Origin of the sequence: Streptomyces tailanensis, assembly GCF_008386495.1 — a bacterium.
Classification (GTDB): Bacteria; Actinomycetota; Actinomycetes; order Streptomycetales; family Streptomycetaceae; genus Streptomyces; species Streptomyces tailanensis.
The window spans coordinates 105,656-130,127 of sequence record NZ_VTHJ01000014.1; the positions used below are offsets into that span (position 1 = coordinate 105,656).

Consider the following 24,472-nt stretch of genomic DNA (forward strand, 5'->3'; position numbering starts at 1 on the left):
ATGGACACCACACCCGACTGGATCACCACCCCCATCACCGCCGACCTCCTGCGCGGCGCCCTCGACATCGAGCGCACCGAGCACGGCGTCCTCCCGCACCGGCTGCCCGCCCGGGCCCGCGCCCAGTGCACCGACCCGCAACTGGCCATGGCCGAGGCCCAGCCCTCGGGCGTACGACTGGTCTTCCGTACCCGGGCCACCGCCGTCGAACTCGACACCCTGCCCACCAAACGTGCCTACGTCGGCGCCCCGCCCCGCCCCGACGGCCTGTACGAACTCCTTGTCGACGGCCGTCCGGCAGGCCGGGCGAGCGTGCCCGGCGGCAACACCGTGACCATCGACATGACCACCGGCACCGTCGAGAGTCGACCGGGCACACCCGGCACCCTCCGCTTCGCGGACCTGCCCGACGCCCTCAAGACCGTCGAGATCTGGCTCCCGCACAACGAGACCACCGAACTCGTCGCCCTGCGCACCGACGCCCCCGTGGAGCCCGCCGAACCGGACCCGGACCGCAAGGTGTGGCTGCACCACGGCAGTTCGATCAGCCACGGCTCCGACGCCGCCGGCCCCACGACCACCTGGCCGGCCTTCGCGGCCTCTCTCGGCGGCGTCGAACTGATCAACCTCGGCTTCAGCGGCAGCGCCCTGCTCGACCCCTTCACCGCCCGCGCCATGCGCGACACCCCCGCCGACCTGATCAGCGTCAAGATCGGGATCAACGTCGTCAACCACGACGTGATGCGCCTGCGCGCCTTCACACCCGCCGTCCACGGCTTCCTCGACACCCTCCGCGACGGCCACCCCACCACACCCCTCCTGGTCGTCTCGCCCCTCCTGTGCCCCATCCACGAGGACACCCCCGGCCCCTGCGCCCCGGACTTCACCGACATCGCCGAAGGCCGCCTGCGCTTCCGCGCGCTGGGCGACCCGGCGGAGAGCGCGACCGGGAAGCTCACCCTCCGGATCATCCGGGACGAACTCAGCCGCATCGTGGCCCAGCGCGCCACCGACGACCCCCACCTCCACTACCTCGACGGCCGCGCCCTCTACGGCGAGCCCGACGCCACCACCCTCCCCCTCCCCGACGACCTCCACCCCGACGCCGCGACCCACCGCCACATCGGCGAACGCTTCGCCGAACTCGCCTTCACCGCCAGGAACGGTGCCTTCGCAAACCCGGTCGGCGCCGTTGTCGGTCCCCCTCGATAGGGTTCGTCCCATGAGCGATCTGGGGACGGGCTTCAAGTACCTGCTACGAGGACAGCGCTGGGTGGCCCAGCACGGCAAGCAGTACGGCTTCGGCCTGATCCCGGGCCTGATCACGATGGTCCTCTACCTGGGCGCCCTGGTCGCACTGGCCGTGTGGGCCCCGGACTTCGTCACCTGGGCCACGCCCTTCGCGGACGACTGGTCGAGCCCCTGGCTGGGCCTCTTCCGCGGTTTCCTCATCGCCGTCCTGTTCGCCCTGGCCCTCCTCCTCGCGGTCATCACCTTCACGGCCGTGACCCTCCTCATCGGCCAGCCCTTCTACGAGAACCTCTCCGAGAAGGTCGACCGCGACGTCTCACCCGACGGCACGGCCCCGGAGTCCGGCCTGCCGCTCGGGCGGGAGCTGTGGCTCTCGGCCCGGGACAGCCTCCGTATCGTCATACGGGCGGCTCTGTGGGGCGTGTTGCTCTTCGCGCTCGGTTTCGTGCCCTTCATCGGCCAGACGGTCGTCCCGGTGGTCGGCGTCTTTGTCACCGGCTTCTTCCTGACCGAGGAGCTGACGGCGGTCGCCCTCCAGCGCCGCCGCGTCGAACTCCGCGACCGCCTCGCCCTCCTGCGCTCCCGCAAGACACTGATCTGGGGCTTCGGCACGCCCCTCGGCCTCGCCTTCCTCGTCCCCTTCGTCGCCGTCTTCCTCATGCCCGGCGCGGTCGCGGGCGCCACGCTCATGGCCCGCGACCTGCTGGGCGAGGAGACGAACGACGAGGACGAGACCCCGGCTCAGGGCCCGGCCAACCCCATGTTCGTCAAGCCGCGGACTCCGTAGCACTGGCGTCGAGCGCCACCGTCACGATCGCCCGCACCTGCGCGATGATGTCCAGCCGGTTCCGTACGAACTCCGGATCCGTCACCGCCCCGGTCGCCGGATCCGTGTTGCCGGCCCCGAACTGCAGCACGGGTGTGTGCACATGCCCGCCCGGCAGCGTGTCGTGCAACCCCAGCCGGTCGCGCAGCAGCGTCGCCCGGTAGGCGATCTCGTTGGACAGGTAGTCACCGCCGCCCCCGGCCCGGGCGGTCGAGCCCGGGGTCGGCCCCTGCGGCCGTACGACCGCCGCGGTACCGCCCGCCGGGATCTCGGTCACGCTCGTGTTGTCGTACACGGGGAAACGTCCCGTGCTCGCGCCGACGATCGCCTCGTACGGCAAGGTCGTCGACGTCCACTGCGGCTGCGAGGCGGGGCCGGTGACCGGGATGGTCCCGGTCCGCCCGACGTTGTCGTTGTCGGCGAAGCCGCCGCGCCAGGCCCCGTTGGTCCGCTCGATGTCGAAGCGGCCGACCCGCCCCTGGCTGACGGTCGCGAAGAGGTCCACGTGGGGCAACTGCCGCCGGAGCGTGCGTTCGACGGTCCCGTCCGTGAAGTCCTGCCAGCGCACGGGGAAGACGGCGGTCTCGATACGCGCCGGCCCGTCGGCGGTCTGGATCACCGTCCCGTCGAGGGCGAGAGCCGTGGCCCCGGAAGGATTGGAGATCCGGACATCCCGGTCCAGCGTGAACGGATCGAACCCGGTGACAAGCACCCGCTTCAGCCCCTTGCCCCCGCCGGAGCCTGAATACCGGATGTCGTCCTGCCCCCGCGAAGCACGCTCCAACGCGCCCAGCAGAGCAGCCCGTTGCCGATCCGACAACCCGAACCGGGGCTCCCACCCCCGCACTTCCCGAGTCATCCCCAACCGAGCCCAGTACAACGGCCGATCATCATCCCGACTCAGGCCCACCCGTCGCCCGCCACCACCCGTCCAAGGAAGCGCTTCGCGCTTTTCATATTCCACCGGCCCACGCCCCTGCGCCCGCTCCACCGCCCGCGTCCACAACCGCGCCCCCTCCCGCACGACAATCCGCTCGGCCTGCGCATACGACCGCGCCCCACCCAGCGCCCGCGCCAACTCCGCCGCCACGCTGTCGAATCCGGAACGCCGAAGAATCTCCTGAGGCGCGGCCCGATCGAGCCGCCGCTCCTCGACGGTAAAGGCCACCGCCGAAGTGGCGGCGGCCGGGGAAGCCACGAGGCCGGCCACCAGGCCGGCCGACAGTCCGAGTACTACGGGCATGGCGAGCCGAACACGTATGGGCATCAAGGAAGTTCGGTCCTTCCGTCACTGTGGGGGTGTCGCCGGACGGCGGCAAGTATTCCGTGACACCCGAGGCATACGCCATCCACAGAGCCCTCTGGTAGCTGCGGGCAGTCGTGCCGCTGGGGCGATGGGGGAGGGTGGGCGCAGCGGCACCCGGCCGGCGCCGGTGAGCGAAACCAACCCCCGCTCAGCCCCAACCGCCGGGCAACCAGTCAGCCCCGGCCCGCGCCCCCGCCCTCCCCGAGCAACGTCAAGAAGTCCCGAAACGCCCCCGGCATATCAACCCCCTCCGGATCCAGCAGCCACTGGTACTGCAACCCGTCCATCACAGCCACCAGCAACGGAGCCGCCCGCTCGGGTGTCAGCCCATTCGGCAGCCGCTCCCCGTACTCGGCCCGCAGCACCTCCGCCATGGTCGCCCGCACCCTCCCGTACCGCTCGGTGAAGTACTCCCGCACGGGATGCCCCTCGGTGACACTCTCACCCAGCAGCGCCGAAAAGGTCTGGATGATCCCGGGCCGCATGGCGTTGTACTCCACCAGCGAGGCAAGCAGATCCACCCGCCACGTCGTATCCGGCACGGCATCCCACTGATCCCGCTCCTTGAGCACGGCGACGAGCAGCGCCTCCTTCGTGGGGAAGTAATGAAGCAACCCCTGCTGGGTGAGCCCCACCCGCTCCGCGACCGCGGCCAGGCTCGCCCCGCGATAACCACGCTCGGCGATCACCGCCAGTGCGGCCCGCACGATCTCCGCGCGCCGTTCCTCACTTCTGGTCCTGGCCGTCATGGCGCCACCGTACGACATGCACCGCCACCCACTATTACGGAAACATAACGAAACCTACCCATCTACTGGTGACACGTGCAGGATGGAGAGGCCCAGGCTTTCGACGAGGAGGTGCCGCAGTGGCGAAGACGGTGGCGGAAGCGGAAACGGCCCAGCGGGACGACAAGGCACGCGAGGCGGTGGTCGAGGCGGCCCTGGCCGAGCTCGACCTCGACGCCAAGGCCCGGCTGCTGTCCGGCCAGGACATGTGGACCCTGCCCGCCCTGCCCGAGATCGGATTGCGGTCCCTCGTCATGTCGGACGGCCCGATCGGCGTACGAGGAGTGCGCTGGACGGCGGACGACCCGTCCGTCGCGCTGCCCTCCCCGACCGCCCTCGCCGCCACCTGGGACCCCGAACTGGCTCGCAGGACAGGCGTGTTGCTGGCCCAGGAGGCCCGCCGCAAGGGCGTCCACGTCCTCCTCGCCCCCACGGTCAACCTGCACCGCTCCCCACTCGGCGGCCGCCACTTCGAGGCGTACAGCGAGGACCCGTACCTGACCGGTGAGATCGGCTCCGGCTATGTGACCGGCGTACAGTCCGGCGGAGTGGGCACCACGACGCGGCCGGCCGGGTCCGCGCCGTGGCGGCCGCCAACGCCGACACGATCGTGATCGTCAACTCCGGCTCCCCGGTGGAACTCCCCTGGCGCGACGAGGTGGCCGCGATCCTCCTCACCTGGTTCCCCGGCCAGGAAGGCGGCGCCGCCCTGGCCGACACCCTCACCGGCACCCACGAACCCGGCGGCCGCCTCCCCACCACCTGGGGCACCCTCACCGAGGCCCCGGTCACCCGAGTCCTCCCGTCGAACGGCGAACTCCCCTACGACGAGGACCTCTTCATCGGCTACCGAGCCTGGGAAAGGGAGAACAAGACCCCCACGTACCCCTTCGGCCACGGCCTCGGCTACACCGACTGGACCTACGAGTCGATCGAGATCACGGGACCGAGCACGGCGACAGTCCGCATCCGGAACACCGGCGACCGCCCAGGCCGAGAAACCGTACAGCTCTACCTGGCCCCGACAACCCCGGACGCGACCCGCCCGCCCCGCTGGCTGGCCGGCTTCGCAACGGTGGAGGCGGCTCCGGGCGAGACCGTAGAGGCAGTTGTCGAACTGCCCTGCCGAGCCTTCGAGACCTGGGACGAGGCAACCAACTCCTGGACATACGTGAACGGTTCGTACGAGGTAGAGGCCGCCCGCTCAATCGCAGACCGCCGCGTAAGGGCGACTATCGGAGCGTAAGGGGCCTACCGCACCCCAAACCCATAAACCGTCTCCGACCGATAGACCGCCCCCGGCCGCAACTCCGTACTCGGAAAGTGCGGCCGGTTGGGCGAATCAGGAAAGTGCTGCGTCTCCAAGGCGATCCCATCCCCGGGCCCGAACGGGCCCTCCAAGTGATCCGCCGTGTACAACTGCATCCCCGGCTCAGTCGTAGCCACACTCAACACCCGCCCCGACCCCGGCTCGAACAACTCCGCCACCACCTCCGCACTCCCCGTCGAACCGAGTCCCCTCCACCGCGGCCAACTCCCCCGTGGGAATCAGATCCGCGTCCACCGGCGTCACCCGCGACGCCTCGATCCGCAGCTCATGCCCACCCGCGCTGCCGGCGGCGGCCCCCGCGAGGTTCCAGTACGAGTGATTGGTGAGGTTCACGACGGTCGGCGCATCAGTGACCGCCTCGTACGAGACCCGCAGCGCACCCCCGCCCTCCTCCAAGGTGTACGTAGCGGACACCGACACCCGCCCGGGGAACCCCTCCTCCCCATCCGGACTGACGCGGAACAACCGCACACCGCCCTCGACGGCCTCCACGTCCCACACCCGCTTGTCGAATCCGACCGCACCCCCGTGCAGGGAGTTCGGCGGATTGTTGCGCGCCAGCTCGTACGTCCGTCCGTCCAGCGTGAACCGCCCGTCGGCGATCCGGTTGGCGTACCGCCCGATCAGCGCCCCGAAGAACGGCCCCTGATTCCGCAGATATCCGTCGAGGTCCGCGAACCCCAGCACCACATCCGCCGATCGCCCGTCCCGGTCCGGGACCTCGACGGACTGCACGATCCCGCCGTACGTCAGGATCCGCACCCGCGTGCGACCCCGCTCCAGCGTCCAGCGATGAACAGGCGTGCCGTCGGAAAGTGTGCCGAAAAGTTCGGTCATGAGCGAAACCCTAGGTCACCCCGGAACCCACGGTCACCCCGGAACCCCAGGTCACGCGCCCTTCCCGCTCACGACCCGATACGCGATCTCCGCCAGCCGCGCCTGCCCGTTCACGCTCGGATGGAACCAGTCCCACTGGCTGAGCTGCGCCTGCCCGAACCGGTAGTCGAAGACGGCGTCCCCGTCGTAGCGGCAGTGGCGGTCCTCGGCGCAGACCTCGCGCAGGACGTTGTTGTACGCCACCACGCGTCCCTGGACGGCGTCGCGCCGCTCGGTCGCGGCCGAGGTCATCACATCCGGGTCGGCGAGCATCGACGGACAGATGCCCAGCTTCCAGACCTGCTTGCCGAGCGGGTTCGTCCGCCCTTCGCTCCACAGCCGCTTCAGATCGGGCACGCTCGCCACGAACACCTGCGCCTTCGGCAGGCTCTTGCGCAGCGTGGCCATCGTGTCCTCGAAGTCGGCGCGGAAGTCGGCGACGGGGGTCATGTCGGTTTCGGTGGCCCGGCAGGCGTCGTTCGCGCCGATCATGACCGCGACCAGCTCGGGCTTCCGGGGCACGGCCCGCGCCACCTGGCTCGGCAGGTCGGCCATCCGGGCCCCGGTGACCGCGTAGTTCCAGCTCCGCTGGCCTGCCCCGGCCTTGCCCAGCAGCCGTACGGCGAGACTGTCGACGGACGCGTCACTGCCGGTGGCCCAGGACACCTCGGGGCAGTCGGAGAGCACCTCGCACGCGTCGAAGCCACGGGTGATGGAGTCCCCGACGGCGACCAGCGACTCGGGGGTGCTGTCCCAGGTGGGGGTGGGCGACGCGGAGGGCCGGGTCTTCGCCTCGGTGGCCCGGGGCGCGGCGGAGTCGCCACCGCTGGCGTCGCACGCGGCCGTACCCAGCAGGAACGCCGCCACGACGGCACCGACCCCCACCCTCGAACGGTGCGCACGGTGGCGTCGCTTCCGCATCCCTGGTCCCCTCTTCTCTCCGTACACGTGCAACCCCCACTCATGACAACGCACGAGAGTTCCCGACGAGGGGGCCCGCCGACGGAGAAAGATTGGGTTTGACGGGACGGAAGGTGCAACTGTTCCCATACGTACAGGCGTCCACTCGGATGAAACCCGAGTTCTTCCTGGCGCCGGCTCCGACGGTACGTCACACTCCTTGCCCCACCGCACGGTAGCCTCGCCACGTGGCCCGCTCCGCCACTGCCGTTCCGTCAAGTTACAAGAAGCACCGCTCTGTGGAGGCCCCGGTGACGACACGTGGAGTTCTGTACGTGCACTCCGCGCCGCGCGCGCTGTGCCCGCACGTCGAGTGGGCCGTCGCGGGGGTTCTGGGGACACGGGTGAACCTCGACTGGATCCGGCAGCCGGCCGCCCCGGGCCACTGGCGCTCGGAGTTCTCCTGGCAGGGCCAGGCCGGCACCGCCTCCAAGCTCGCCTCGGCGCTGCGCGGCTGGCACCTCATCCGCTTTGAGGTCACCGCCGAGCCCTGCCCCACCGCCGAGGGCGAGCGCTACAGCTGCACCCCCGACCTGGGCATCTTCCACGCCGTCACCGGTATCCACGGCGACATCCTCATCCCCGAGGACCGCCTCCGCGCGGCGCTCACGCGCTCCCGGAGCGGAGAGACGGACCTGGAGGCGGAGATCGCCAAGCTCCTGGGCAAGCCGTGGGACGACGAGCTGGAGCCCTTCAGATACGCGGGAGAGGGCGCCCCGGTCCGCTGGCTGCACCAGGTCGTGTAAGCGACAAGTCCGGACACGAACGAAGGGCTCCCACCGACCGGTGGGAGCCCTTCACGTTCGTACGACGGGAAATCAGACCGTCCGGAACGCCAGCACCACGTTGTGCCCGCCGAACCCGAACGAGTCGTTCAGCGCGGCGATGCGGCCCTCGACGGGAAGCTTGCGCGCCTCGCCCCGCACGATGTCGGCGTTGGCCTCGGCCTCGGGGTCGAGGTTGTCCACGTTGATCGTCGGCGGAGCCACCCGGTGGTACAGCGCGAGCACCGTCGCGACGCTCTCCACACCACCGGCACCGCCCAGCAGATGCCCCGTCATGGACTTCGTCGCGGACACGGCGAAGTGGTCGGTGTCGTCGCCGAACACCTTGCGCAGCGCCTTCAGCTCGGCGATGTCACCGGCCGGCGTCGAGGTCCCGTGCGCGTTGACGTGCATGATCTCCGCCGGGTCCAGGTCCGTGCGCTCCAGCAGGTGCTCCAGGGCGGCGGCGATGCCCCGCCCCTCCGGCTCCGGCTGCACGATGTCGTGGCCGTCCGCCGAGATGCCCTGCCCGACTGCCTCGGCGTAGACACGGGCGCCACGCGCGGCGGCGTGCTCCGCGGACTCCAGGACGATCACACCCGCGCCCTCGCCGAGGACGAAGCCGTCGCGGCCGGTGTCGTAGGGACGCGACGCGCCCTGCGGGTTCTCGTTGTTCTTGGACATCGCCATCATGTTGCCGAACGCGGCGATCGGCAGCGGGTGGATGGCGGCCTCGGTGCCACCGGCGACCACGACATCGGCGCGGCCGGTGCGAATCATCTCGATGGCGTAGCCGATGGCCTCGGCGCCCGACGCGCAGGCGGAGACCGGGGTGTGCACACCGGCGCGCGCGCCGACGTACAGACCGACGTTGGCGGAGGGGCCGTTGGGCATCAGCATGGGCACGGTGTGCGGGGAGACACGGCGTACGCCCTTCTCCTTCAGCACGTCGTACTGGTCGAGGAGGGTCGTCACACCGCCGATGCCGGAGGCGATGACCGCGCCGACCCGGTCGGCGTCGACGGTGCCGTCGTCGGCGGACGTCTCGGTGTAACCGGCGTCGGCCCACGCCTCCTTGGCCGCGATCAGCGCGAACTGCGCGGAGCGGTCCAGTCGGCGGGCCTGCGGGCGCGGAATGACCTCGGTCGGTTCCACGGCGATCTGCGCGGCGATACGGACCGCCTGGTCGGCGGCCCACTCCTGCTCCAGGGGGCCGACACCGGAACGTCCGGCGACCAGCCCCTCCCAGGTGGAAGTCGCGTCGCCACCCAGCGGTGTGGTTGCGCCGATACCGGTGACGACCACGGTGCGATTGGTCGAACTCACGGGAATTTTCTCCAACGGTTACGAGGAATCAGCGGCGCCACCGCCGGGTGGCGGGGCAAAGCGGACTGATCCGGGGACCGGGCCGGGGCGGCCCGATCCGGTGGATCAGGCCTGGTGCTTGAGGATGTAGTCGGTCGCGTCGCCGACCGTCTTGAGGTTCTTGACGTCGTCGTCCGGGATCTTGACGTCGAAGCGCTCTTCGGCGGCGACGACGACCTCGACCATGGACAGGGAGTCGACGTCCAGGTCGTCGGTGAAGGACTTGTCCAGCTGGACGTCCTCGACCGGGATGCCGGCGATCTCGTTCACGATGTCGGCGAGACCGGCGACGATCTCTTCCTGAGTGGCGGCCATGAGGGCGCTCCTTCGTAGATATCCAGAGGGTTGGGCGTCCGCCGCGTCGGCGGCAGGTGTTGCGTTTCCCGTGCCGGACCGCATGATCCGGCAGCGGTTGCCTAGGGGAGGGTAACGACCGTCGCTGCGTACACGAGACCCGCCCCGAAGCCGATGACGAGCGCGGTGTCGCCGCTCTTCGCCTCGCCGGTCGCCAGGAGCCGCTCCATCGCGAGCGGGATCGAGGCGGCCGAGGTGTTGCCGGTGGTGCGCACATCACGGGCGACCGTGACGTGCTCCGGCAGCTTGAGTGTCTTCACCATCGAGTCGATGATCCGCTCGTTGGCCTGGTGCGGGATGAAGACGTCCAGGTCGTCCGGCGAAAGTCCGGAAGCGTCCAGCGCCTCCTTGGCGACCTTCGCCATCTCGAACACGGCCCAGCGGAACACCGCTTGGCCCTCCTGCGTGATCGCGGGGAACTTGACGTTGCCCTCGCTGTCCAGCGGAAGCTTGTCGACGTCACCGATCCGGAACTCGTTCCACGGCACCGTCTGCTTGATCGTTCCGGCTTTGTCGCCCTCGGAGCCCCACACCGTCGGGCCGATGTGCGGCTCCTGCGAGGGACCCACGACGACCGCGCCCGCGCCGTCACCGAAGAGGAACGCGGTGGCCCGGTCCTCCAGGTCGGTGAGGTCGGACAGCCGCTCGACGCCGATGACAAGGACGTACTCCGCGGAGCCCTCGACGACCATGCCCTTGGCGAGAGTCAGGCCGTAGCCGAAGCCCGCGCAGCCGGCCGAGATGTCGAACGCGGCGGCCTTGTCGGTGCCGAGCTTGTCGGCGATCTCGGTGGCGACGGCCGGGGTCTGGCTGAAGTGCGAGACGGTCGAGACGATGACGCCGCCGATCTGCTCGGCCGAGATACCGGCGTCGGCGATCGCCTTGCCGGACGCCTCGATCGACATGGCGGCGACGGTCTCCTCGTCGTTCGCCCAGTGCCGGGTCTCGATGCCGGAGCGGGAGCGGATCCACTCGTCGGAGGAGTCGATCCTCTCCAGGATCACGTCGTTGGGCACCACCCGGACCGGGCGGTAGCCGCCGACACCGAGGATGCGTGCGTACGGGGCGCCCTTGCTCGGCCTGATCTTCGACATGCTCCAGGGCTCCTAGTTGAGGTGCTCGGCGACGAGCGCGCGAGCGGCGTCGAGGTCGTCGGGGGTCTTGAGCGCCACCGTCGGCACGCCCGGCAGGGCGCGCTTGGCGAGACCGGTGAGCGTGCCACCCGGGCACACCTCGACGAGCGCGGTCACGCCCAGCTCCTTGAAGGTCTCCATACACAGGTCCCAGCGGACCGGGTTGGCGACCTGGCCGACCAGCCGGGCGAGCACGTCGGCGCCGGTGGCGACGGCCTTCCCGTCCTTGTTCGAGACGTACGTGAACTTCGGGTCCGCAGGGGAGAGACCGGCGGCGGCCTCGGCGAGCGCGTCGACCGCGGGGGCCATGTGGTGCGTGTGGAAGGCGCCGGCGACCTTCAGGGCCACGACCCGGCGGACGCCCTCGGGCTTGTCCGCCTCCAGCGCTGCCAGCTGCTCCAGGGTGCCGGCGGCCACGATCTGGCCCGCGCCGTTCACGTTCGCCGGGGTCAGGCCCAGCTTCTCCAGATGCGGAACGGTCGTCTCGGGGTCGCCGCCGAGCAGCGCGGACATCCCGGTCTCGGTGATCGCGGCGGCCTCGGCCATCGCCAGACCCCGCTTGCGCACGAGGGCCAGGGCGGCGTCGTCGTCGAGGACACCGGCGAACGCGGCGGCGGTGATCTCGCCGACGCTGTGGCCCGCGACCGCGCCGGGGGTTACGTCACCGAGTGCCGTGGCGGACAGCAGTCCGGCCGCGACCAGCAGCGGCTGGGCCACCGCGGTGTCCCGGATCTCGTCCGCGTCGGCGTTCGTCCCGTAGTGGACGAGGTCGAGCCCGATGGCGTCCGACCACGCGGCGAGGCGGTCGGCGGCACCGGGGAGTTCGAGCCAGGGGGTCAGGAAGCCGGGCGTCTGGGCGCCCTGGCCGGGAGCGACGAGTACGAGCACTCTCACACTCTCTCTTGGGGACGGCCGACGCCGCCCGTGGGGACAGGGACGAAGAACGCGAGGGGGATTTGTAGCCCCCCGACAAAACCCTAGAGCTGAAGATCCCCATCCACCAGACGCCCCAGGATCAGCGCGATCCGCAGTGTGAACGCAGAGCGTACATCTGAAGGAGACCAACCGGTGACGTCAGTCACACGTCGAAGCCGGTAGCGCACGGTGTTGGGATGGACGAAGAGCATCCGGGCCGCGCCTTCCAGACTTGAGGCCTGTTCGAGATAGACGCTGAGCGTCTCCAGGAGCGCGGAGCCGGCCTCCTCCAGTGGTCTGTAGATCTCCTCCACCAACTGCTCACGGGCGCTCGGGTCCCCCGCGATGGCCCGCTCCGGGAGCAGATCGTCCGCCAGCACGGGCCGGGGCGCGTCCTGCCAGGCGGAACAGGCCTTGAGCCCCGCGGCCGCCGCCTGCGCGGACCGGGTCGCGGCCTGCAGGTCGGGCACGATCGGCCCCGCGACGACGGGTCCCGCGGCATACGGTCCGATCAGCGACTTCGCCACCTGCAACGGATCGTTGCTGCCACCGGCGATGACCACGAGCCGGTCGCCGAGCACCCCGGTGAGCACCTGAAGCTTGGCGTGCCGGGCCGCCCGCCGGATCGCCTCCACGGTCAGCTCACTGTCGCCGTCCGGGGCGGTGCCGAGGACCACGCACACATGCTCGGGGGAGTTCCAGCCGAGGGCGGCGGCCCTGCTCACCGCCCCCTCGTCGGCCTCCCCGCTGAGCACCGCGTTCACTACCAGCGACTCCAGGCGGGCGTCCCAGGCACCTCGTGCCTCGGCGGCCTGCGCGTACACCTGCGCCGTGGCGAAGGCGATCTCCCGCGCGTAGACGAGGAGCGCCTCGCGCAGCACGGACTCGTCACCGGGAGCGGCCACCTCGTCGATGGCGGACTCCATGACCTCGATCGTCGTCCGCACCATCTCCACGGTCTGCCGCAGCGTGATCGCCCGGGTCAGCTCACGCGGCGCCGTACCGAACACGTCCGTCGAGATCGCCTGCGGAGCGTCCGGGCGCCGGAACCACTCCGTGAACGCGGCGATACCGGCCTGGGCCACCAGCCCGATCCACGACCGGTTCTCCGGCGGCATCGCCCGGTACCAGGGCAGCGTCTCGTCCATCCGCGCGATGGCCTGCGCGGCAAGGCTTCCGGACGACTTCTCCAACCGCCGCAACGTTCCGGCGTGCGGATGGACGTGCGGTACGGGTTCGGATTTGCTGGCTTCGGGTTCGGGCACGGGACAAGACTGCCTTATCGCTGCGCTGGCGTGCGCCGTGGGTCGTGGGCCGGGGGCCGCGTGCCGCTGGGGGCTGCCGCCCTCAGACCCCCGCTTCGGCCTGAACGGCCTCGTCCTCAAACGCCGGACGGGCTGAACGGCACCGGCGATACCTTGGATGCGTGATCGACGTACGGCGCGCCCACGAGCGCTACCCCGGAGGCGACCCCGAGTCCGGGATCGCCTCCCTGCACGCCTTCTCCTTCGGGGCGCACTACGACCCGGACAACCTCCGCTTCGGCGCGGTGATCGCCTGCAACGAGGAGCGCCTCGCCCCCGGCGCCGGGTTCGACGAGCACCCGCACAGCCACACCGAGATCGTCACCTGGGTCGTCGAGGGCGAGCTCACCCACCGCGACACCACCGGCCACGAGACGCTCGTCCGCCCCGGCGATGTCCAGCGCCTCAGCTCGGCGGCGGGCGTCCGCCACGTGGAACGCAACGACGGCTCCGCGCCCCTGACCTTCGTACAGATGTGGCTGGCCCCCCTGGACCCGGGCGGCGACCCGTCGTACGAGATCGTCCACGGCATCGCCGACTCCACGCCGTACGCCGTCCCGGAGGCGGGCGCCATGCTGCACGTACGGCGGCTGGGCACGGCGGGGGAGCGCACCGCCGTACCGGACGCGCCGCGCACGTATCTGCACGTCGTACGGGGTGCGGTGCGGGTCGGGTCGCATGAGCTGGAGCCCGGGGATTCGGTGCGGGCCGAGGGGGAGAAGGGGCTGGAGCTGGACGCCGTTTCCGCCTCGGTGGAGGTGCTGATCTGGGAGCTGGCCGAGTGACGGGCCGTCAATTGTCGGTGGTCGGCTCCTCCGCGTTACGCCATACCGTGATGTCCAGCGTGACGTAGTCGCTGGGGTCGGACTGCGATGCCGTGCCCTTGAAGGTGACCAGGGCGATATGGCCGGAGGAGGTGTGCACGCACAACTGGGAGCCCTTCGTGATTCGGGAGAGCGAGATGTCCCTCGCGTATCTCGTCTCGTTCCGGCAGGTCTTGAGCGAGCCCTTCTGAGCGTTGTTCAGCAGGACGAGCTTCTCGCTGTTGCTGCCCAGCACCGGTGAATCGTCCTCGGAGTAGTACCACTTGTCGTCGTAGTAGAGGTCGCTGTCGTCGATCGAGTACGCGTCGCCGGATCCGTCCACCGGCTTGAGAGGCGAGTCGGCGAACCGGACGTAATAGCCCTTGGTGACGTCGATGCCCTTGTACGTCACCGGCTTCGGGTCGGGCAGCGGTGAGGAACTGCCGGAGCCCGAACTCCCACCGGAGGCCGAGCCGCTGGAGGAGCTGTCCGAGGAGGCCCCCAACTCCTTGATGAACGACACACAGCCGCTGACCCACACCAGACCGACCACCACCGCGATGCCGATCCCGATCCAACTGCCCACGCTCCTGCGCGGCTTGACGGCGAGCGGGCGCGGCTGGGGGTGCCAGGTGTGCGGCGGCTGCGGGTAGGGCGCCTGGTGGCCGGTCGGCACGGTGTGCGGCCCCGGCTGCGGGTGGTACGGCATGGTCGGCTGCGGGGGGTACGGCGTCGACGGCGGACCCGGCGGGGGCGGGGTCGCCGGACCGGCGTGCCCGGAGTGCATGGTCGGGGCCGCGTGCACCGGCGGTGCGGCGTGGCCGGCGGCCTGAACGTCCGGCTGGGTCACCGGGGCGGTGGGCGGTACGGGCGCGGGCGCCGCGGTCGGGGCCTCCGCCGCCTTGTTCCGCGCGGCCAGCAGCTCGGCCGACGCCGAGACCCGGCGCGTGATGTCGGCGCCGATCGCCTCCGGCAGCCAGGAGCCGGACTGGACCAACGGGGTGGGCGAGGCCTCCTGGCACAGGGCGATGACCTCTTCGGGCGAGGGTCGGTCCTCGGGGTTCTTCGCCAGGCAGCGCTCGATGAAGCGGAGTTCGTCCGGGAAGCCGGAGAGGTCCGGCTCCTCGTGGACGATGCGGTACAGCACGGCGTGCGAGGGCCCCTCGCCGTACGCGCCGCTGCCCCGCCCCGCGTACGCCGCCACCTGGCCCAGCGCGAACACGTCCGACGCGGGAGTGATCGGCTTCCCGGCCGCCTGCTCCGGCGACATGAACGCCGGGGTGCCGATGGAGACGCCCGTGCCGGTCAGGGCGGTGGCGTCGGCGGCGCGGGCGATACCGAAGTCGATGACCCGGGGGCCGTCGGAGGCGAGCAGCACGTTGGCGGGCTTCAGATCGCGGTGGACGATGCCCGCCGCGTGGATGACCTTGAGCGCCTCCGCCACCCCGGCGAGCAGCAGCAGGACCGAGGAGACCGGCAGCGCACCGTGCTCGGCGACCGCCGCGTGCAGCGACGGACCGGGCACGTAGGCGGTGGCCAGCCACGGCTGGGCGCCCTCGGTGTCGTAGTCGATGACCGGCGCGGTGTACAGACCCTGCACCCGCTGGGCGGCCTGGGCCTCCTGCTTGAACCTGCGGCGGAACTCGGGGTCCTCGCTCAGCTCCGGTCGGATCGTCTTGAGGGCGATCGGATGGCCACCCGGCGTGTACGACAGATACACCGTGCCCATGCCGCCCGAGCCGAGCCGCGCCGCGAGCCGGTAGCCCGCCACGGCCTTCGGGTCGCCGTCCTCCAGCGGGCGGAACTGCCCGCCCTGTTGTACCCCGCTCATCGTTCTCCCCCGAGGCCCTGCGTTCGCTGTGGCGTGTGTGCAGGGGGAGGTTATCCGAACGGATCAACCACTGTCCGTCGGGGAGCGGTTACCGACCGATCTCGGACAGCATCGCATTCGTGAACGGCGTTCACTCCTCAACCGCCCATGCCCGAAGGCCGGATCGGTCAACGCGACACAGGCCACCCCGGCCACCGGGTCGATCGACAGGAAGGTCCCCGACTGCCCGAACGGTCAAAGGGGTCAGCTGTCGAGGGTGTGTCGTACCGTTCTACGGGCTCTTCTCTCCGAGGACGTTTGGTTGGCGCCTTCGAATCTAGGGAGAAGAGTCCTACTCCCGTTGCCGCCTTGACGATTGTGCTCCGTCCTTCCGGCCGGCAGTCGTGAAGCGGCCCGGCCCGTCCTCGGTCAGCCGGCCGCGGTTCACGAGTCGTTTCAACTTCGCACGCAGTCCCTCGACCTTCGACTTGTCAGTGCTCAACCCGGCCGCGGTGGCCACCTGGGCAGCCCGCAACGGATGCCCGGCATCGACCAGGACCTCGACGATGTCCTGATACGCCTTCGGCAGCACCGCCACCGCGATACCCGGTCGCCACGGCGGCACCGTCAGCACTCCGACCGGCGAGGCCGGAGCGGACTCCACAGACACCGCTCCCGCCTCCGCGACCACGGCCGAACCGGCCTCCACATGATCCGAGCCCGCCTCGCCGAGGATCTCGGCGACCGTCTCCCGGGCGATCTCCAACCGAGCCAAACGCTCCTCGGCCTGCGCCAGACGCTCGTTCAACGAGTCGATCTCACGGCGGAGCCCGGCCGCCTCCTCCCGCGCTGCCGCCTCATGCCGATGCAGCTCTTCGATCAGCGAACTCATCTGACATCACCCTCGCTCCCACCCGAAACGGTAGAAGCCACCACGCCATCACGGCAGATCGACCCACAACTACGCAGGTCAACAAGTCACTTCAGGAGAGCTGCACCCAAGTCCGCTTCGCCGGCACGTGGGTCGGCAACGCCATGTGCGGCGCCATCGTGTATGCCGGCCGCCGCGGCGAAGACGGCACGATCGAACGTGCCCCGACCCACTCACCAGACCCGTGAGCAACAACTTCACGATGCGCACCTCTCATTGGGTGCGGCGGCGCGCGGCGGGATTTCGGAGCTGGTGCCTCTTGCTCGAAGGGTGAGATCTTCTGTGCGGCCTGATCGAGGTGGGAACTAAGGTGGACACGTTTGTAGTTGATCGGGGCTTGCTTAGCTCCGTGCGGCCGTTGATGAGGCTTGCCCTTCGGGGCATGTGCTGGTCTGCCATGCGGCAGCGGTCAGCGTAACTGATCTCTGCTCGACGGCAGTTGCACATTTTCAGTCAAGATCCGCCCGCCAACTGGATCCGGCCAACCTGATCAACACCCTCCACGGGAATTACTCCCTCCGCTTTCCCGACGGAAGACTGCAAGCGCTTACTGTGATGTGTGGAGTGCAGATTCCGTTTGACCGCGGCACGCGGCGGCTGATCCGGCCAGGCGCATTTTCAGGGATGTCTGACCCATAGCGGCTGCAACTACAGTGACCCGAGTTGCGCGGCAAGACGTCCTTGCTCGCTACACGCATAGAGCTGCGGACAGCAGGCCGTGTCACGTTCGGTGCTCAATCTGGGGGATGGATCGTGTTTTGGGGGAATACTGCACGGCTGCCGAACGGCCTCGCCTTCAGGCAGGCGCCTGCGCAGGGTTTCCTTACGGACAGCACGGTGTGCGAAATCCGGCTCCGGCGAGGGTGATCGTGCTTCTCTCCCGATGCATTGAGATCCGCTGATCTGTCGCCGTTCGCTCAATATCGCAGCATCGACTGTCCGGTTGCCCGTTACCGCCGACTGAGAGCGGTCAGGCAAACCCCATCACCTTCTTTCCTGTCCGGCCAGCTCCACGCTGCCTACAAACCGACTACTTCCCAGGGAGACCACACGTGCGCATTCGTCATCTCGCTATTGCCGTTGCCCTCGCGCTCGCGGCCACCACAGCCCCCGCCGTTGCGGCAGACACTGAAGAGACACCTGGGGTGATCACTGGCTTCCTCTCCCCTGAGGAGGAGGCCGAGATGCACGCCGCGGCCGACCCCGATCTCGAGATAGACATGTACTACAACGGCGAGAAGATCGATCCGGCCGGCGACTGGGAAGGTGCCCAGATCTGCGCCGAGGTCGACGAGGACGGCACCATGGAGTGCTTCGACGACGACACCGAGGCCAACACTCGTCTGGCCAGCGCCGCCCCCACCAAGGAGGCCCGACAGGGAGCCGCTGCTGCCCTCACCGGGCAGGCGAGACAGGCCATGGGCAGCGCTTCCGTGCTCGCCTATGACGACTGCCGCAGCGGGTGGGTCTGCCTGTGGCAGGACGCCAACTACAAGGGGCACCGCCTGCAGTGGCCCACCTACGACACCTCCAAGACCCGCCACCTCGACATATACTCGCCCTCCTTCCGGGACAAGGCGTCCAGCGCGGCCGTCATGCGCTCCCAGCGCGGTGTCACCCTGTACGACATCCGGAACAATCTGCCCGACCCCAAACTGATCCTCGCCTCCGGCTACACCATCTGGCCCCGCTTCAGTAGCTACGACTACCCCGTCAGCGGCAATTGGAACGACAAGGCCGACGCCATCCTGTTCTGACACACTGAGTCCTGCGCCCTTCCGGGCTTCGGCACCGGAAGGGCTCCTCTCGCCCCCCACGCTGGAGAGACCATGCGCGCAGTGATCACCCCGCTGCTGGGCATCGCAGCCACGGCCGCGCTGCTCACCGGATGCAGTCTTCAAGACGACTCAGTCGGGCCCGGTCCCACCGGCGTGGCCACGAAACTCCCCCAGGACACCGATCGGGCCAAGTCCTCCGAGCAGGCGCGGGAGTTTCGGTCGTGGGTGGACAAGCACGGTGACAGGAGCCAGCAGAAGGCGGCCGCGCGAGTCCAGAGGATCATCGGTGACTGGGACGACAAATCCGGAGCAGCCTTCATCTCCACCGACATCAACGGCGGCCCGACCCCGGTCAAGGACCCCATGTCCACGGCAGAAACCATCGTGAAGACGTTCACCGCCTACATAGAACCGCAGCAAACCCGCGTCAACGTCTACGACGTCTTCGGCCAGGTACTTACCGGCAACGCAGGGACGTGAGCTCGGTATCGCGTGCAGGGACCCCCAGTTCAGGAATTCGTCAACCGACGGTGATCCAGTCACGGCGTGCAAGCCAGAGACCGACAGCGCACATACGAAATCCTGCCGCTTCGGAGCTCGGCCCGGACAGAGGTCCCGTCCGCCACGCGGGCCGGCATAACGGTATTAGCGCGATAGCGGCAGCCCCCTTCGACCCTGGGCGCTGCTGCACCCGATGTCCGGATCGGTACGTCACCACCTGATCGCCCATCAACGTATGTGGCGTGAACATGGCCACCTCCACACCCTGGGCAGATAGCGTGCACGAGGTCCGATTGTCGAGCCGGAAGAGGCCAGAGTGCGGAACACGAACCATGAGCAGCGGCGACGGACATGGGGGCTGGCAGTGACCGTCCTGGCCGTCACGCTGACAGGGTGTTCAACGGTGACCGAGCCGACCCCCGACGCCAGTGGCGTCACCCCTGCGGGCGTCACCGCTCCCACTGAAGGCAGCGCTGCAGGAGCAGATGGCGGGCAGGAAAAGGCAGCGCCGAAGCTTCCGGGGCTGCCAACCACCGAAGCGGCCCGCACCGCGCTGAATGGTCTGAAAGTGGCGGCTCAGGGGTCGATGGCGGGCTACAGCCGCGCGAAGTTCGCTCACTGGTCCTCCCAAGGCGACAACTGTGACACCCGCGAAATGGTTCTTCAGCGCGACGGCTCCGATGTACAGCGCGATGACGAGTGCCGGGCCGTGTCCGGGAAGTGGGTGAGCGTCTACGAGAACAAGACCTTCACCGTCGCTGCCGACCTCGACATCGACCACACTGTGCCTCTGGCCAACGCCTGGCGCTCTGGCGCCGACACCTGGACACAAGACGAGCGCGAAGCTTTCGCCAACGACCTCACTCATCCGCAGCTGCTGGCCGTATCCGCCGCCACGAAGCGCTCGAAGGGCGACCAAGGACCGGACCAGTGGCAGCCACCGGAGATGTCCTACTGGTGCACCTACGGCCGCTCCTGGACCACCGTCAAAGCCGCTTACAAACTGAGCGTCACCCAGGACGAGAAAGCCATGCTCAGCAAGATGCTGGACACCTGCACCCCATGAACACGCCCTCAGCGCCGGACGGCATCACTGCCGCCGAGCAGAACGTCGGCGGTCCGAGTGGAGTTCCGGCAAAAGGTGCCTCAGGGTAGTGGCGAATATATCCACCTGCCCGTGTGCGGCACCTGCCTTCCAGTAAGTATTGAACCACTGGCTAATTTCTGCTGGGCCGCAACGGGCGAGCTGTCGCAGACCAACCGTCGATAAGCTGGCGGCCTTGTCTCGACGGTCCCCGCCGACGCAGGTGCCGTCCGGGAGCCGCGAACCGGGGCCCTTCCCTGATTGAGTCCGAGACCTGTTGGATCGAGCCCCCCTGAAACACGCAGGGAACGAATTCCCCTGCCTCCGCACGCCTGGATATTTCTTCTCCATTTCCATGAAAGGGACTTTATGGCTGACGAAATGGTGCGTCGAGCTCAGCAGTTCATCAACGCGACGTACAGCGACGGTGCGACGCTCGGCATTTCCAAGCTGGACGAGAACGGGCAGACCGGCTGGACCGTGATGTACGCCCTTACCCGGGCGTTACAGTATGAAATGGGTATCACGACCCTGTCGAACAATTTCGGTCCGACCACCCTTGCGGCGATCGGGGAGAAGTACGGAAAACTGGACGACACCACCATCCCGTCGGCGAACTTCTGCCGAATAATCCAGTCCGCCCTGTACTGCAAGGGCTACGACGGGGGTGACATCGATGGTAAGTACAACGACCGTGTCAAGGCCGCGGTGTGGAAAATCAAGCAGGACATGGGCGCGCATGTTCCCTATCCGGACGATGCCCTGTGGCCGAAGGTGGTCAAGGGTCTGTTCAACATGGACGCCTACGTCACCGTCAATAACGGTTCGAGCACCATCCGCCTGATCCAGCAGTGGCTGAACGGCCAGTACCTCCTCCGCAAGGACTTCTACATCATCCCCTGCGACGGCCATCACTCCCGTGACGTGGCCAAGTCGCTGATTCTGGCGGTCCAGTACGAACTGGGCATGGCCGATGGTGTCGCGAACGGAGTCTTCGGGCCTGGCACGCAGTCCGGCTTGAAGAACCGCACCCTGTCCACCGGTGACTCGGGCGTGTGGGTACAGCTCTTCTCCGGGGCCATGACGCTCAACGGCCGCCCGGAAACCTTCACCAGCTCGTTCCAGGCTGTGTTGGCCAATTCCGTCCGGGAATTCCAGGCGTTCCTCAAGCTGCCCGTAACCGGACAGGGCGACTTCCAGACCTGGTCCTCGCTGCTGGTCTCCTACGGCGACCAGTCCCGCAAGGGAGAGGCGTGCGACGGCGTCACGAAGATCACGCCCGCCCGTGCGCAGGCGCTGAAGGACGCCGGCTACAAGTACATCGGCCGCTACCTGTACAACCCTTCCACCACCGACCTCCCGGAGAAGGAGATCCAGCCCGGCGAGCTCGCGACAATCAAGGAGTACGGGCTCCGCTGCTTTCCCATCTACCAGACGTGGGCGCGCTCGGTCGACTACTACAGCGTCTCGCAGGGCGTCACGGACTGCCTGAACGCCGCGTTCAAGGCAGAGGAGCACGGATTCAAGCCGGGCTCACGCATCTACTTCGCGGTCGACTACGACGCGGTGAACGACGAGGTCACCTCGCACATCCTGCCGTACTTCCGGAGTGTCAGGGACGAGATGGACCGGCTGGGCAGCCCCTACAAGATCGGGGTCTACGGCCCACGGAACGCATGCTCCCGAATCTCCGAGGAGGGCTATGCGAGCGCCAGTTTCGTGTCCAACATGTCGTCCGGCTTCTCCGGCAACCTCGGCTACTCGATGCCGGAGAACTGGGCCTTCGACCAGATCGTCACCAAGGTGGTCGGCTCAGGTGGCGGCCGCATCGAGATCGACAACAACATCGCCTCCGGACGCGACTTGGGCCAGGGCGACTTCCACCCCGCTCCGTCCCAGAAGCTCGACATCGGCTTCGACATGGACCACTGGGACGCCTTGCTGAAGGAGGCCGACGACTACATGGAGTCGATCGGCAAGCCCGGCAGCACGGGCTACGTCTACACCCGACGGCAGTGCCTTGAAACGATCATGAGTCACGACGCAGCCATCACGTCGGCGGCCCGCAGGTACCGCATGCGCAAGTCGCTCATCCAGACGTCGGCCTTCTGGGAGTTCTGCCACTACAGCTACGTGGACGTGGCGCAGGACGCGGGCGTGGTGTTCTACCACACCGGTATCATCCCGGACTGGGGCAAGGACCTGCCAGGTGTCAGCAGGACGGTCGACAGCAGCACCGGCATCGCCAAGATCTCGGGACGTACGTGCATCCTGTCGCGGAACAACTCCATCCGGTCGGGGCTCCTGGAGGGTGAGATCCTCAACTCGGCCTCCGACGGCGACAGATGGGCGATGTGGCAGAAGGCCAACCAGGACAACGCGTTCAATCTGAGCACCGTCCCGCACCTGCACATCTGGGCGGCCGACGGAAAGGCGGGCGACCATGCCGAGACCCCGATCCGCCGCCCCGCCCTCGACTACACCGACACGGAGACCTTCGAGATCCTCCGCCGCTACCAGGGCTTCGGTGACCTGGCCGAGTCCCACGCGCAGCTGCGGATGCCGCTCTATGCGATCTTCGAGAAGTACAACCGCATCGTCCGCGAGTCCTGACCGCTCATGATCACGACATCCGACCCCTGGCAAGAGCACAGCCCCGGAGTGCTTCTCATCCTCCTGCTCACCGGAGCGGCGACCCTGCTGGGCCTCACCGTCTACCTGTGCTCACAGTTCGCACGGCACGCCCGCCGGAGGTACACCCCGTTCGCCGTATGGCGGGACATGTCCCTGGCGGCCGTCGCGGTGGCGCTCGCCCTCTATCTGTGGGGATGTCTCCACCTTCTCTTCCTCGAAGACGAGAAACAGGGCGAACCGTGCGAGCGGCAGCGCCCCGAGGGGATATCGAAACTGGTCGGCCGCCGAGCTGACTTCATCCCGCTGCGGCTCGTGTGCGAGGCGTCGAACGGCCGTGACTACTCCGTCGTCATCCCCGATTACATCAACCCGTCCGTCGCCGTCCTGCTGCTGCTCGGTCTCGTCTGCGCCGTCGTCTCCGCCGTTCTCCACCACAAGCAGCGCACGACAACACGGAAGAAAGGCCTGACCCGTTGAGTCACACCGATATGACCCGCAGACACGCTCTCACCGCGGCGGTCGGCGTCACAGCCGCCGTGAGCCTCGCCTCCACCGGTCTCCTCGCCACTCCGGCCATCGCCGCGCCCCAGCCTCTCAGGAACGACGACCTGAAGGAGGCTCTGCGACGCGTCGAAGCTCGACGCCGCCGCCTCCTCACGGGCCGTCCGTCCGCCAACCGGTGGGAGATGCAGAAAGCCACGGACGACGGTGGTGACATCGTGACCCGTCACGTGGAAGGCACCGGCCTCAGCGTCACCGTACGCATGGGAGACACGGAAACGCTCCTGGTCCATGTGATCCGCCGATTCCACTACGAGGTCGACGCCCTCGGCCTGCACGGCGAGCCCAACCCGGTCGAAGGCTGGGTGGCACCGTCCGCGGTCCGAGACAGTTCGCTCCCAGAATCCAACCAGGCGTCCGGCACCGCCGTTGTGATCCGGCCGGACTTCTACCCGCCTGGGGTGCGGGGCGGCTTCAGCGCAGGACAGCAGCTGATCATCCGTGACATTGTCGCCGACACCGAGGGGGTCGTCCGCTGGGGTGGCGAGGACCGCCGCCCCTACGAGGGCCTGTTCTACCTCACTGTGCGCCCCGGCGACTCCCGTCTGGCACGGGTAGCGACCAAGGTCCGGACCTGGGACGAGACGCCTGGGCTGGGAGCCGGAGTCATGGCCGATATGACACAGCCCTCCCGACGTCGCCGCGCCGCGCAGTACCAGTGAGCTTCGGCGGGCGTGCGCAGGCCGCCCGCCGACAGCCGCTTCAGCAGGCGTCGGGGTTATCGACCAGGGCGATTGCAAAGTCGTGGTGATCTCGCGGATGTGCAGGTCACGGCGGTATGACGATGCTGGTCGGGTGCGCGACCGGACGCAACGAAGCTCCGTTGTGGAGGTGACCTTCCCAAGTCGCCGTCCCGCAACGGAGCTTCGATGTGCCGTCAGTCTGCCACCGTCTGTCTGGTCAAGTCGCCTACTCGTCAGCACCGTGCGATCGGCCCGCTGGCCGAGCGGCTGCGGGCACTGGCCGATCCGCGGTGCCGGCGCGGGAAGCGTCACCCCTTCGTGGCAGTGCTGCTGGTCGCCTGCTGCGCTGTGGTGACCGGCTCGCCGAGCTGCTGTTCTAGGAGATGGCAGTCAGGTGAACGGACACGGTGGTGGGGCCGGAGGGGCGGCCTGATCCTTTGGCCGATTCCACTGACTCGCTTCTGCCGCACGAACGGCTACGGAGGAGGAGCCTAGGGGGTACCACTGACAATCGG

21 protein-coding genes and 3 pseudogenes are annotated in these 24,472 nt (G+C 68.6%); 12 read left to right on the forward strand and 12 right to left on the reverse strand.

What is annotated here, in order from left to right; translation table 11 throughout:
• Both F3T56_RS14060 and F3T56_RS14065 read left to right on the forward strand, forming a co-directional pair.
• A complete protein-coding gene (locus F3T56_RS14060) occupies nt 1-1,212 on the forward strand; it encodes a GDSL-type esterase/lipase family protein (RefSeq protein WP_149825511.1) in 1,212 nt (403 codons plus the stop codon).
• Nucleotides 1,213-1,222: 10 nt separating this feature from the next.
• Nucleotides 1,223-2,038, forward strand: a complete 816-nt coding sequence (locus F3T56_RS14065) for an EI24 domain-containing protein (RefSeq protein ID WP_149825512.1) — start codon at nt 1,223-1,225, stop codon at nt 2,036-2,038.
• Here the strand turns inward: F3T56_RS14065 and F3T56_RS14070 are convergent.
• The gene (locus F3T56_RS14070; RefSeq protein ID WP_149825513.1) at nt 2,019-3,344 is read right to left on the reverse strand and encodes a pyroglutamyl-peptidase I; all 1,326 of its coding nucleotides are present in this window, start codon (nt 3,342-3,344) and stop codon (nt 2,019-2,021) included. The two genes, F3T56_RS14065 and F3T56_RS14070, sit on opposite strands and share 20 nt — an antisense overlap.
• A gap of 212 nt (nt 3,345-3,556) precedes the next feature.
• Nucleotides 3,557-4,150, reverse strand: coding sequence for a TetR/AcrR family transcriptional regulator (locus tag F3T56_RS14075; RefSeq protein WP_149825514.1), 594 nt, complete (start codon nt 4,148-4,150; stop codon nt 3,557-3,559).
• Between the two features lie 275 nt (nt 4,151-4,425).
• On the opposite strand from F3T56_RS14075, the gene F3T56_RS50055 reads away from it, so the two are divergent.
• Together F3T56_RS50055 and F3T56_RS50060 are read left to right on the forward strand one after the other, a co-directional pair.
• Nucleotides 4,426-4,785 (forward strand): glycoside hydrolase family 3 N-terminal domain-containing protein, encoded by a 360-nt coding sequence (locus tag F3T56_RS50055; RefSeq protein WP_425473572.1) that lies wholly within the window; start codon nt 4,426-4,428, stop codon nt 4,783-4,785.
• Nucleotides 4,740-5,417, forward strand: a pseudogene (locus F3T56_RS50060) (glycoside hydrolase family 3 C-terminal domain-containing protein); the annotation flags it as partial. The gene F3T56_RS50055 and the pseudogene F3T56_RS50060, both read left to right, overlap by 46 nt.
• 5 nt (nt 5,418-5,422) lie before the next feature.
• Here F3T56_RS50060 and F3T56_RS14085 read toward each other — a convergent pair.
• Both F3T56_RS14085 and F3T56_RS14090 read right to left on the reverse strand, forming a co-directional pair.
• Nucleotides 5,423-6,338, reverse strand: a pseudogene (locus F3T56_RS14085) (aldose epimerase family protein).
• A 51-nt stretch (nt 6,339-6,389) separates the two neighbouring features.
• Nucleotides 6,390-7,298, reverse strand: a complete 909-nt coding sequence (locus tag F3T56_RS14090; protein WP_149825515.1) for an SGNH/GDSL hydrolase family protein — start codon at nt 7,296-7,298, stop codon at nt 6,390-6,392.
• A 290-nt stretch (nt 7,299-7,588) separates the two neighbouring features.
• Here F3T56_RS14090 and F3T56_RS14095 point away from each other — a divergent pair, with 290 nt between their 5' ends.
• Entirely contained in the window at nt 7,589-8,083 is a 495-nt protein-coding gene (locus F3T56_RS14095) for a DUF3145 domain-containing protein (RefSeq protein ID WP_149825516.1), read from the forward strand.
• A gap of 72 nt (nt 8,084-8,155) precedes the next feature.
• On the opposite strand, the gene F3T56_RS14100 is transcribed toward F3T56_RS14095, so the two are convergent.
• The 5 genes from F3T56_RS14100 to F3T56_RS14120 form a co-directional block, all read right to left on the reverse strand.
• Complete coding sequence (locus tag F3T56_RS14100; protein ID WP_149825517.1) at nt 8,156-9,427, reverse strand: beta-ketoacyl-[acyl-carrier-protein] synthase family protein; 1,272 nt, start codon at nt 9,425-9,427, stop codon at nt 8,156-8,158.
• A 105-nt stretch (nt 9,428-9,532) separates the two neighbouring features.
• The gene (locus F3T56_RS14105) at nt 9,533-9,781 is read right to left on the reverse strand and encodes an acyl carrier protein (protein ID WP_007381745.1); all 249 of its coding nucleotides are present in this window, start codon (nt 9,779-9,781) and stop codon (nt 9,533-9,535) included.
• A 101-nt stretch (nt 9,782-9,882) separates the two neighbouring features.
• Nucleotides 9,883-10,914, reverse strand: coding sequence for a ketoacyl-ACP synthase III (locus F3T56_RS14110; protein WP_149825518.1), 1,032 nt, complete (start codon nt 10,912-10,914; stop codon nt 9,883-9,885).
• A gap of 12 nt (nt 10,915-10,926) precedes the next feature.
• Nucleotides 10,927-11,841: an ACP S-malonyltransferase gene (locus F3T56_RS14115; protein WP_149825519.1), complete on the reverse strand. Its 915-nt coding sequence runs from the start codon at nt 11,839-11,841 to the stop codon at nt 10,927-10,929.
• An 89-nt stretch (nt 11,842-11,930) separates the two neighbouring features.
• Complete coding sequence (locus tag F3T56_RS14120; protein ID WP_149825520.1) at nt 11,931-13,133, reverse strand: PucR family transcriptional regulator; 1,203 nt, start codon at nt 13,131-13,133, stop codon at nt 11,931-11,933.
• A 161-nt stretch (nt 13,134-13,294) separates the two neighbouring features.
• On the opposite strand from F3T56_RS14120, the gene F3T56_RS14125 reads away from it, so the two are divergent.
• Nucleotides 13,295-13,957, forward strand: a complete 663-nt coding sequence (locus F3T56_RS14125) for a pirin family protein (protein WP_172638937.1) — start codon at nt 13,295-13,297, stop codon at nt 13,955-13,957.
• A 7-nt stretch (nt 13,958-13,964) separates the two neighbouring features.
• Here F3T56_RS14125 and F3T56_RS14130 read toward each other — a convergent pair whose 3' ends face one another.
• From F3T56_RS14130 to F3T56_RS14140, 3 genes and pseudogenes are all read right to left on the reverse strand, one after another.
• Nucleotides 13,965-15,806 (reverse strand): protein kinase domain-containing protein, encoded by a 1,842-nt coding sequence (locus F3T56_RS14130; RefSeq protein WP_149825521.1) that lies wholly within the window; start codon nt 15,804-15,806, stop codon nt 13,965-13,967.
• A gap of 130 nt (nt 15,807-15,936) precedes the next feature.
• A pseudogene (locus F3T56_RS47750) lies at nt 15,937-16,037 on the reverse strand (serine hydrolase); the annotation flags it as partial.
• Nucleotides 16,038-16,137: 100 nt separating this feature from the next.
• Complete coding sequence (locus F3T56_RS14140) at nt 16,138-16,677, reverse strand: hypothetical protein (RefSeq protein ID WP_149825522.1); 540 nt, start codon at nt 16,675-16,677, stop codon at nt 16,138-16,140.
• Between the two features lie 1,184 nt (nt 16,678-17,861).
• Here F3T56_RS14140 and F3T56_RS14145 point away from each other — a divergent pair.
• The 6 genes from F3T56_RS14145 (at nt 17,862) to F3T56_RS14170 (ending at nt 23,936) form a co-directional block, all read left to right on the forward strand.
• Nucleotides 17,862-18,473 (forward strand): peptidase inhibitor family I36 protein, encoded by a 612-nt coding sequence (locus F3T56_RS14145; protein ID WP_149825523.1) that lies wholly within the window; start codon nt 17,862-17,864, stop codon nt 18,471-18,473.
• Nucleotides 18,474-18,545: 72 nt separating this feature from the next.
• Nucleotides 18,546-18,974: a hypothetical protein gene (locus tag F3T56_RS14150; RefSeq protein WP_149825524.1), complete on the forward strand. Its 429-nt coding sequence runs from the start codon at nt 18,546-18,548 to the stop codon at nt 18,972-18,974.
• 424 nt (nt 18,975-19,398) lie between these two features.
• Nucleotides 19,399-20,061: a GmrSD restriction endonuclease domain-containing protein gene (locus F3T56_RS14155; RefSeq protein ID WP_342786925.1), complete on the forward strand. Its 663-nt coding sequence runs from the start codon at nt 19,399-19,401 to the stop codon at nt 20,059-20,061.
• A gap of 387 nt (nt 20,062-20,448) precedes the next feature.
• Nucleotides 20,449-22,692: a glycoside hydrolase domain-containing protein gene (locus F3T56_RS14160; RefSeq protein WP_149825525.1), complete on the forward strand. Its 2,244-nt coding sequence runs from the start codon at nt 20,449-20,451 to the stop codon at nt 22,690-22,692.
• A 6-nt stretch (nt 22,693-22,698) separates the two neighbouring features.
• Nucleotides 22,699-23,190: a hypothetical protein gene (locus F3T56_RS14165; RefSeq protein ID WP_149825526.1), complete on the forward strand. Its 492-nt coding sequence runs from the start codon at nt 22,699-22,701 to the stop codon at nt 23,188-23,190.
• 11 nt (nt 23,191-23,201) lie between these two features.
• Nucleotides 23,202-23,936 carry a hypothetical protein gene (locus F3T56_RS14170; RefSeq protein ID WP_246203613.1) on the forward strand — a complete coding sequence of 245 codons (735 nt, stop codon included), beginning with the start codon at nt 23,202-23,204 and terminating at the stop codon, nt 23,934-23,936.
• Nucleotides 23,937-24,472 lie beyond the last annotated feature (536 nt).

What these genes read in the sequence shown, in the direction of transcription:
- F3T56_RS14065 (WP_149825512.1), top strand. Translation starts at nt 1,223, where the DNA reads ATGAGCGATCTGGGGACGGGCTTCAAGTACCTGCTACGAGGACAGCGC.
- F3T56_RS50055 (WP_425473572.1), top strand. Translation starts at nt 4,426, where the DNA reads ATGTCGGACGGCCCGATCGGCGTACGAGGAGTGCGCTGGACGGCGGAC.
- F3T56_RS14150 (WP_149825524.1), top strand. Translation starts at nt 18,546, where the DNA reads ATGCGCGCAGTGATCACCCCGCTGCTGGGCATCGCAGCCACGGCCGCG.
- F3T56_RS14090 (WP_149825515.1), bottom strand. Translation starts at nt 7,298, where the DNA reads ATGCGGAAGCGACGCCACCGTGCGCACCGTTCGAGGGTGGGGGTCGGT.
- F3T56_RS14130 (WP_149825521.1), bottom strand. Translation starts at nt 15,806, where the DNA reads ATGAGCGGGGTACAACAGGGCGGGCAGTTCCGCCCGCTGGAGGACGGC.
- F3T56_RS14160 (WP_149825525.1), top strand. Translation starts at nt 20,449, where the DNA reads ATGGCTGACGAAATGGTGCGTCGAGCTCAGCAGTTCATCAACGCGACG.
- F3T56_RS14140 (WP_149825522.1), bottom strand. Translation starts at nt 16,677, where the DNA reads ATGAGTTCGCTGATCGAAGAGCTGCATCGGCATGAGGCGGCAGCGCGG.
- F3T56_RS14165 (WP_149825526.1), top strand. Translation starts at nt 22,699, where the DNA reads ATGATCACGACATCCGACCCCTGGCAAGAGCACAGCCCCGGAGTGCTT.
- F3T56_RS14075 (WP_149825514.1), bottom strand. Translation starts at nt 4,150, where the DNA reads ATGTCGTACGGTGGCGCCATGACGGCCAGGACCAGAAGTGAGGAACGG.
- F3T56_RS14060 (WP_149825511.1), top strand. Translation starts at nt 1, where the DNA reads ATGGACACCACACCCGACTGGATCACCACCCCCATCACCGCCGACCTC.
- F3T56_RS14105 (WP_007381745.1), bottom strand. Translation starts at nt 9,781, where the DNA reads ATGGCCGCCACTCAGGAAGAGATCGTCGCCGGTCTCGCCGACATCGTG.
- F3T56_RS14070 (WP_149825513.1), bottom strand. Translation starts at nt 3,344, where the DNA reads ATGCCCATACGTGTTCGGCTCGCCATGCCCGTAGTACTCGGACTGTCG.
- F3T56_RS14170 (WP_246203613.1), top strand. Translation starts at nt 23,202, where the DNA reads ATGACCCGCAGACACGCTCTCACCGCGGCGGTCGGCGTCACAGCCGCC.
- F3T56_RS14110 (WP_149825518.1), bottom strand. Translation starts at nt 10,914, where the DNA reads ATGTCGAAGATCAGGCCGAGCAAGGGCGCCCCGTACGCACGCATCCTC.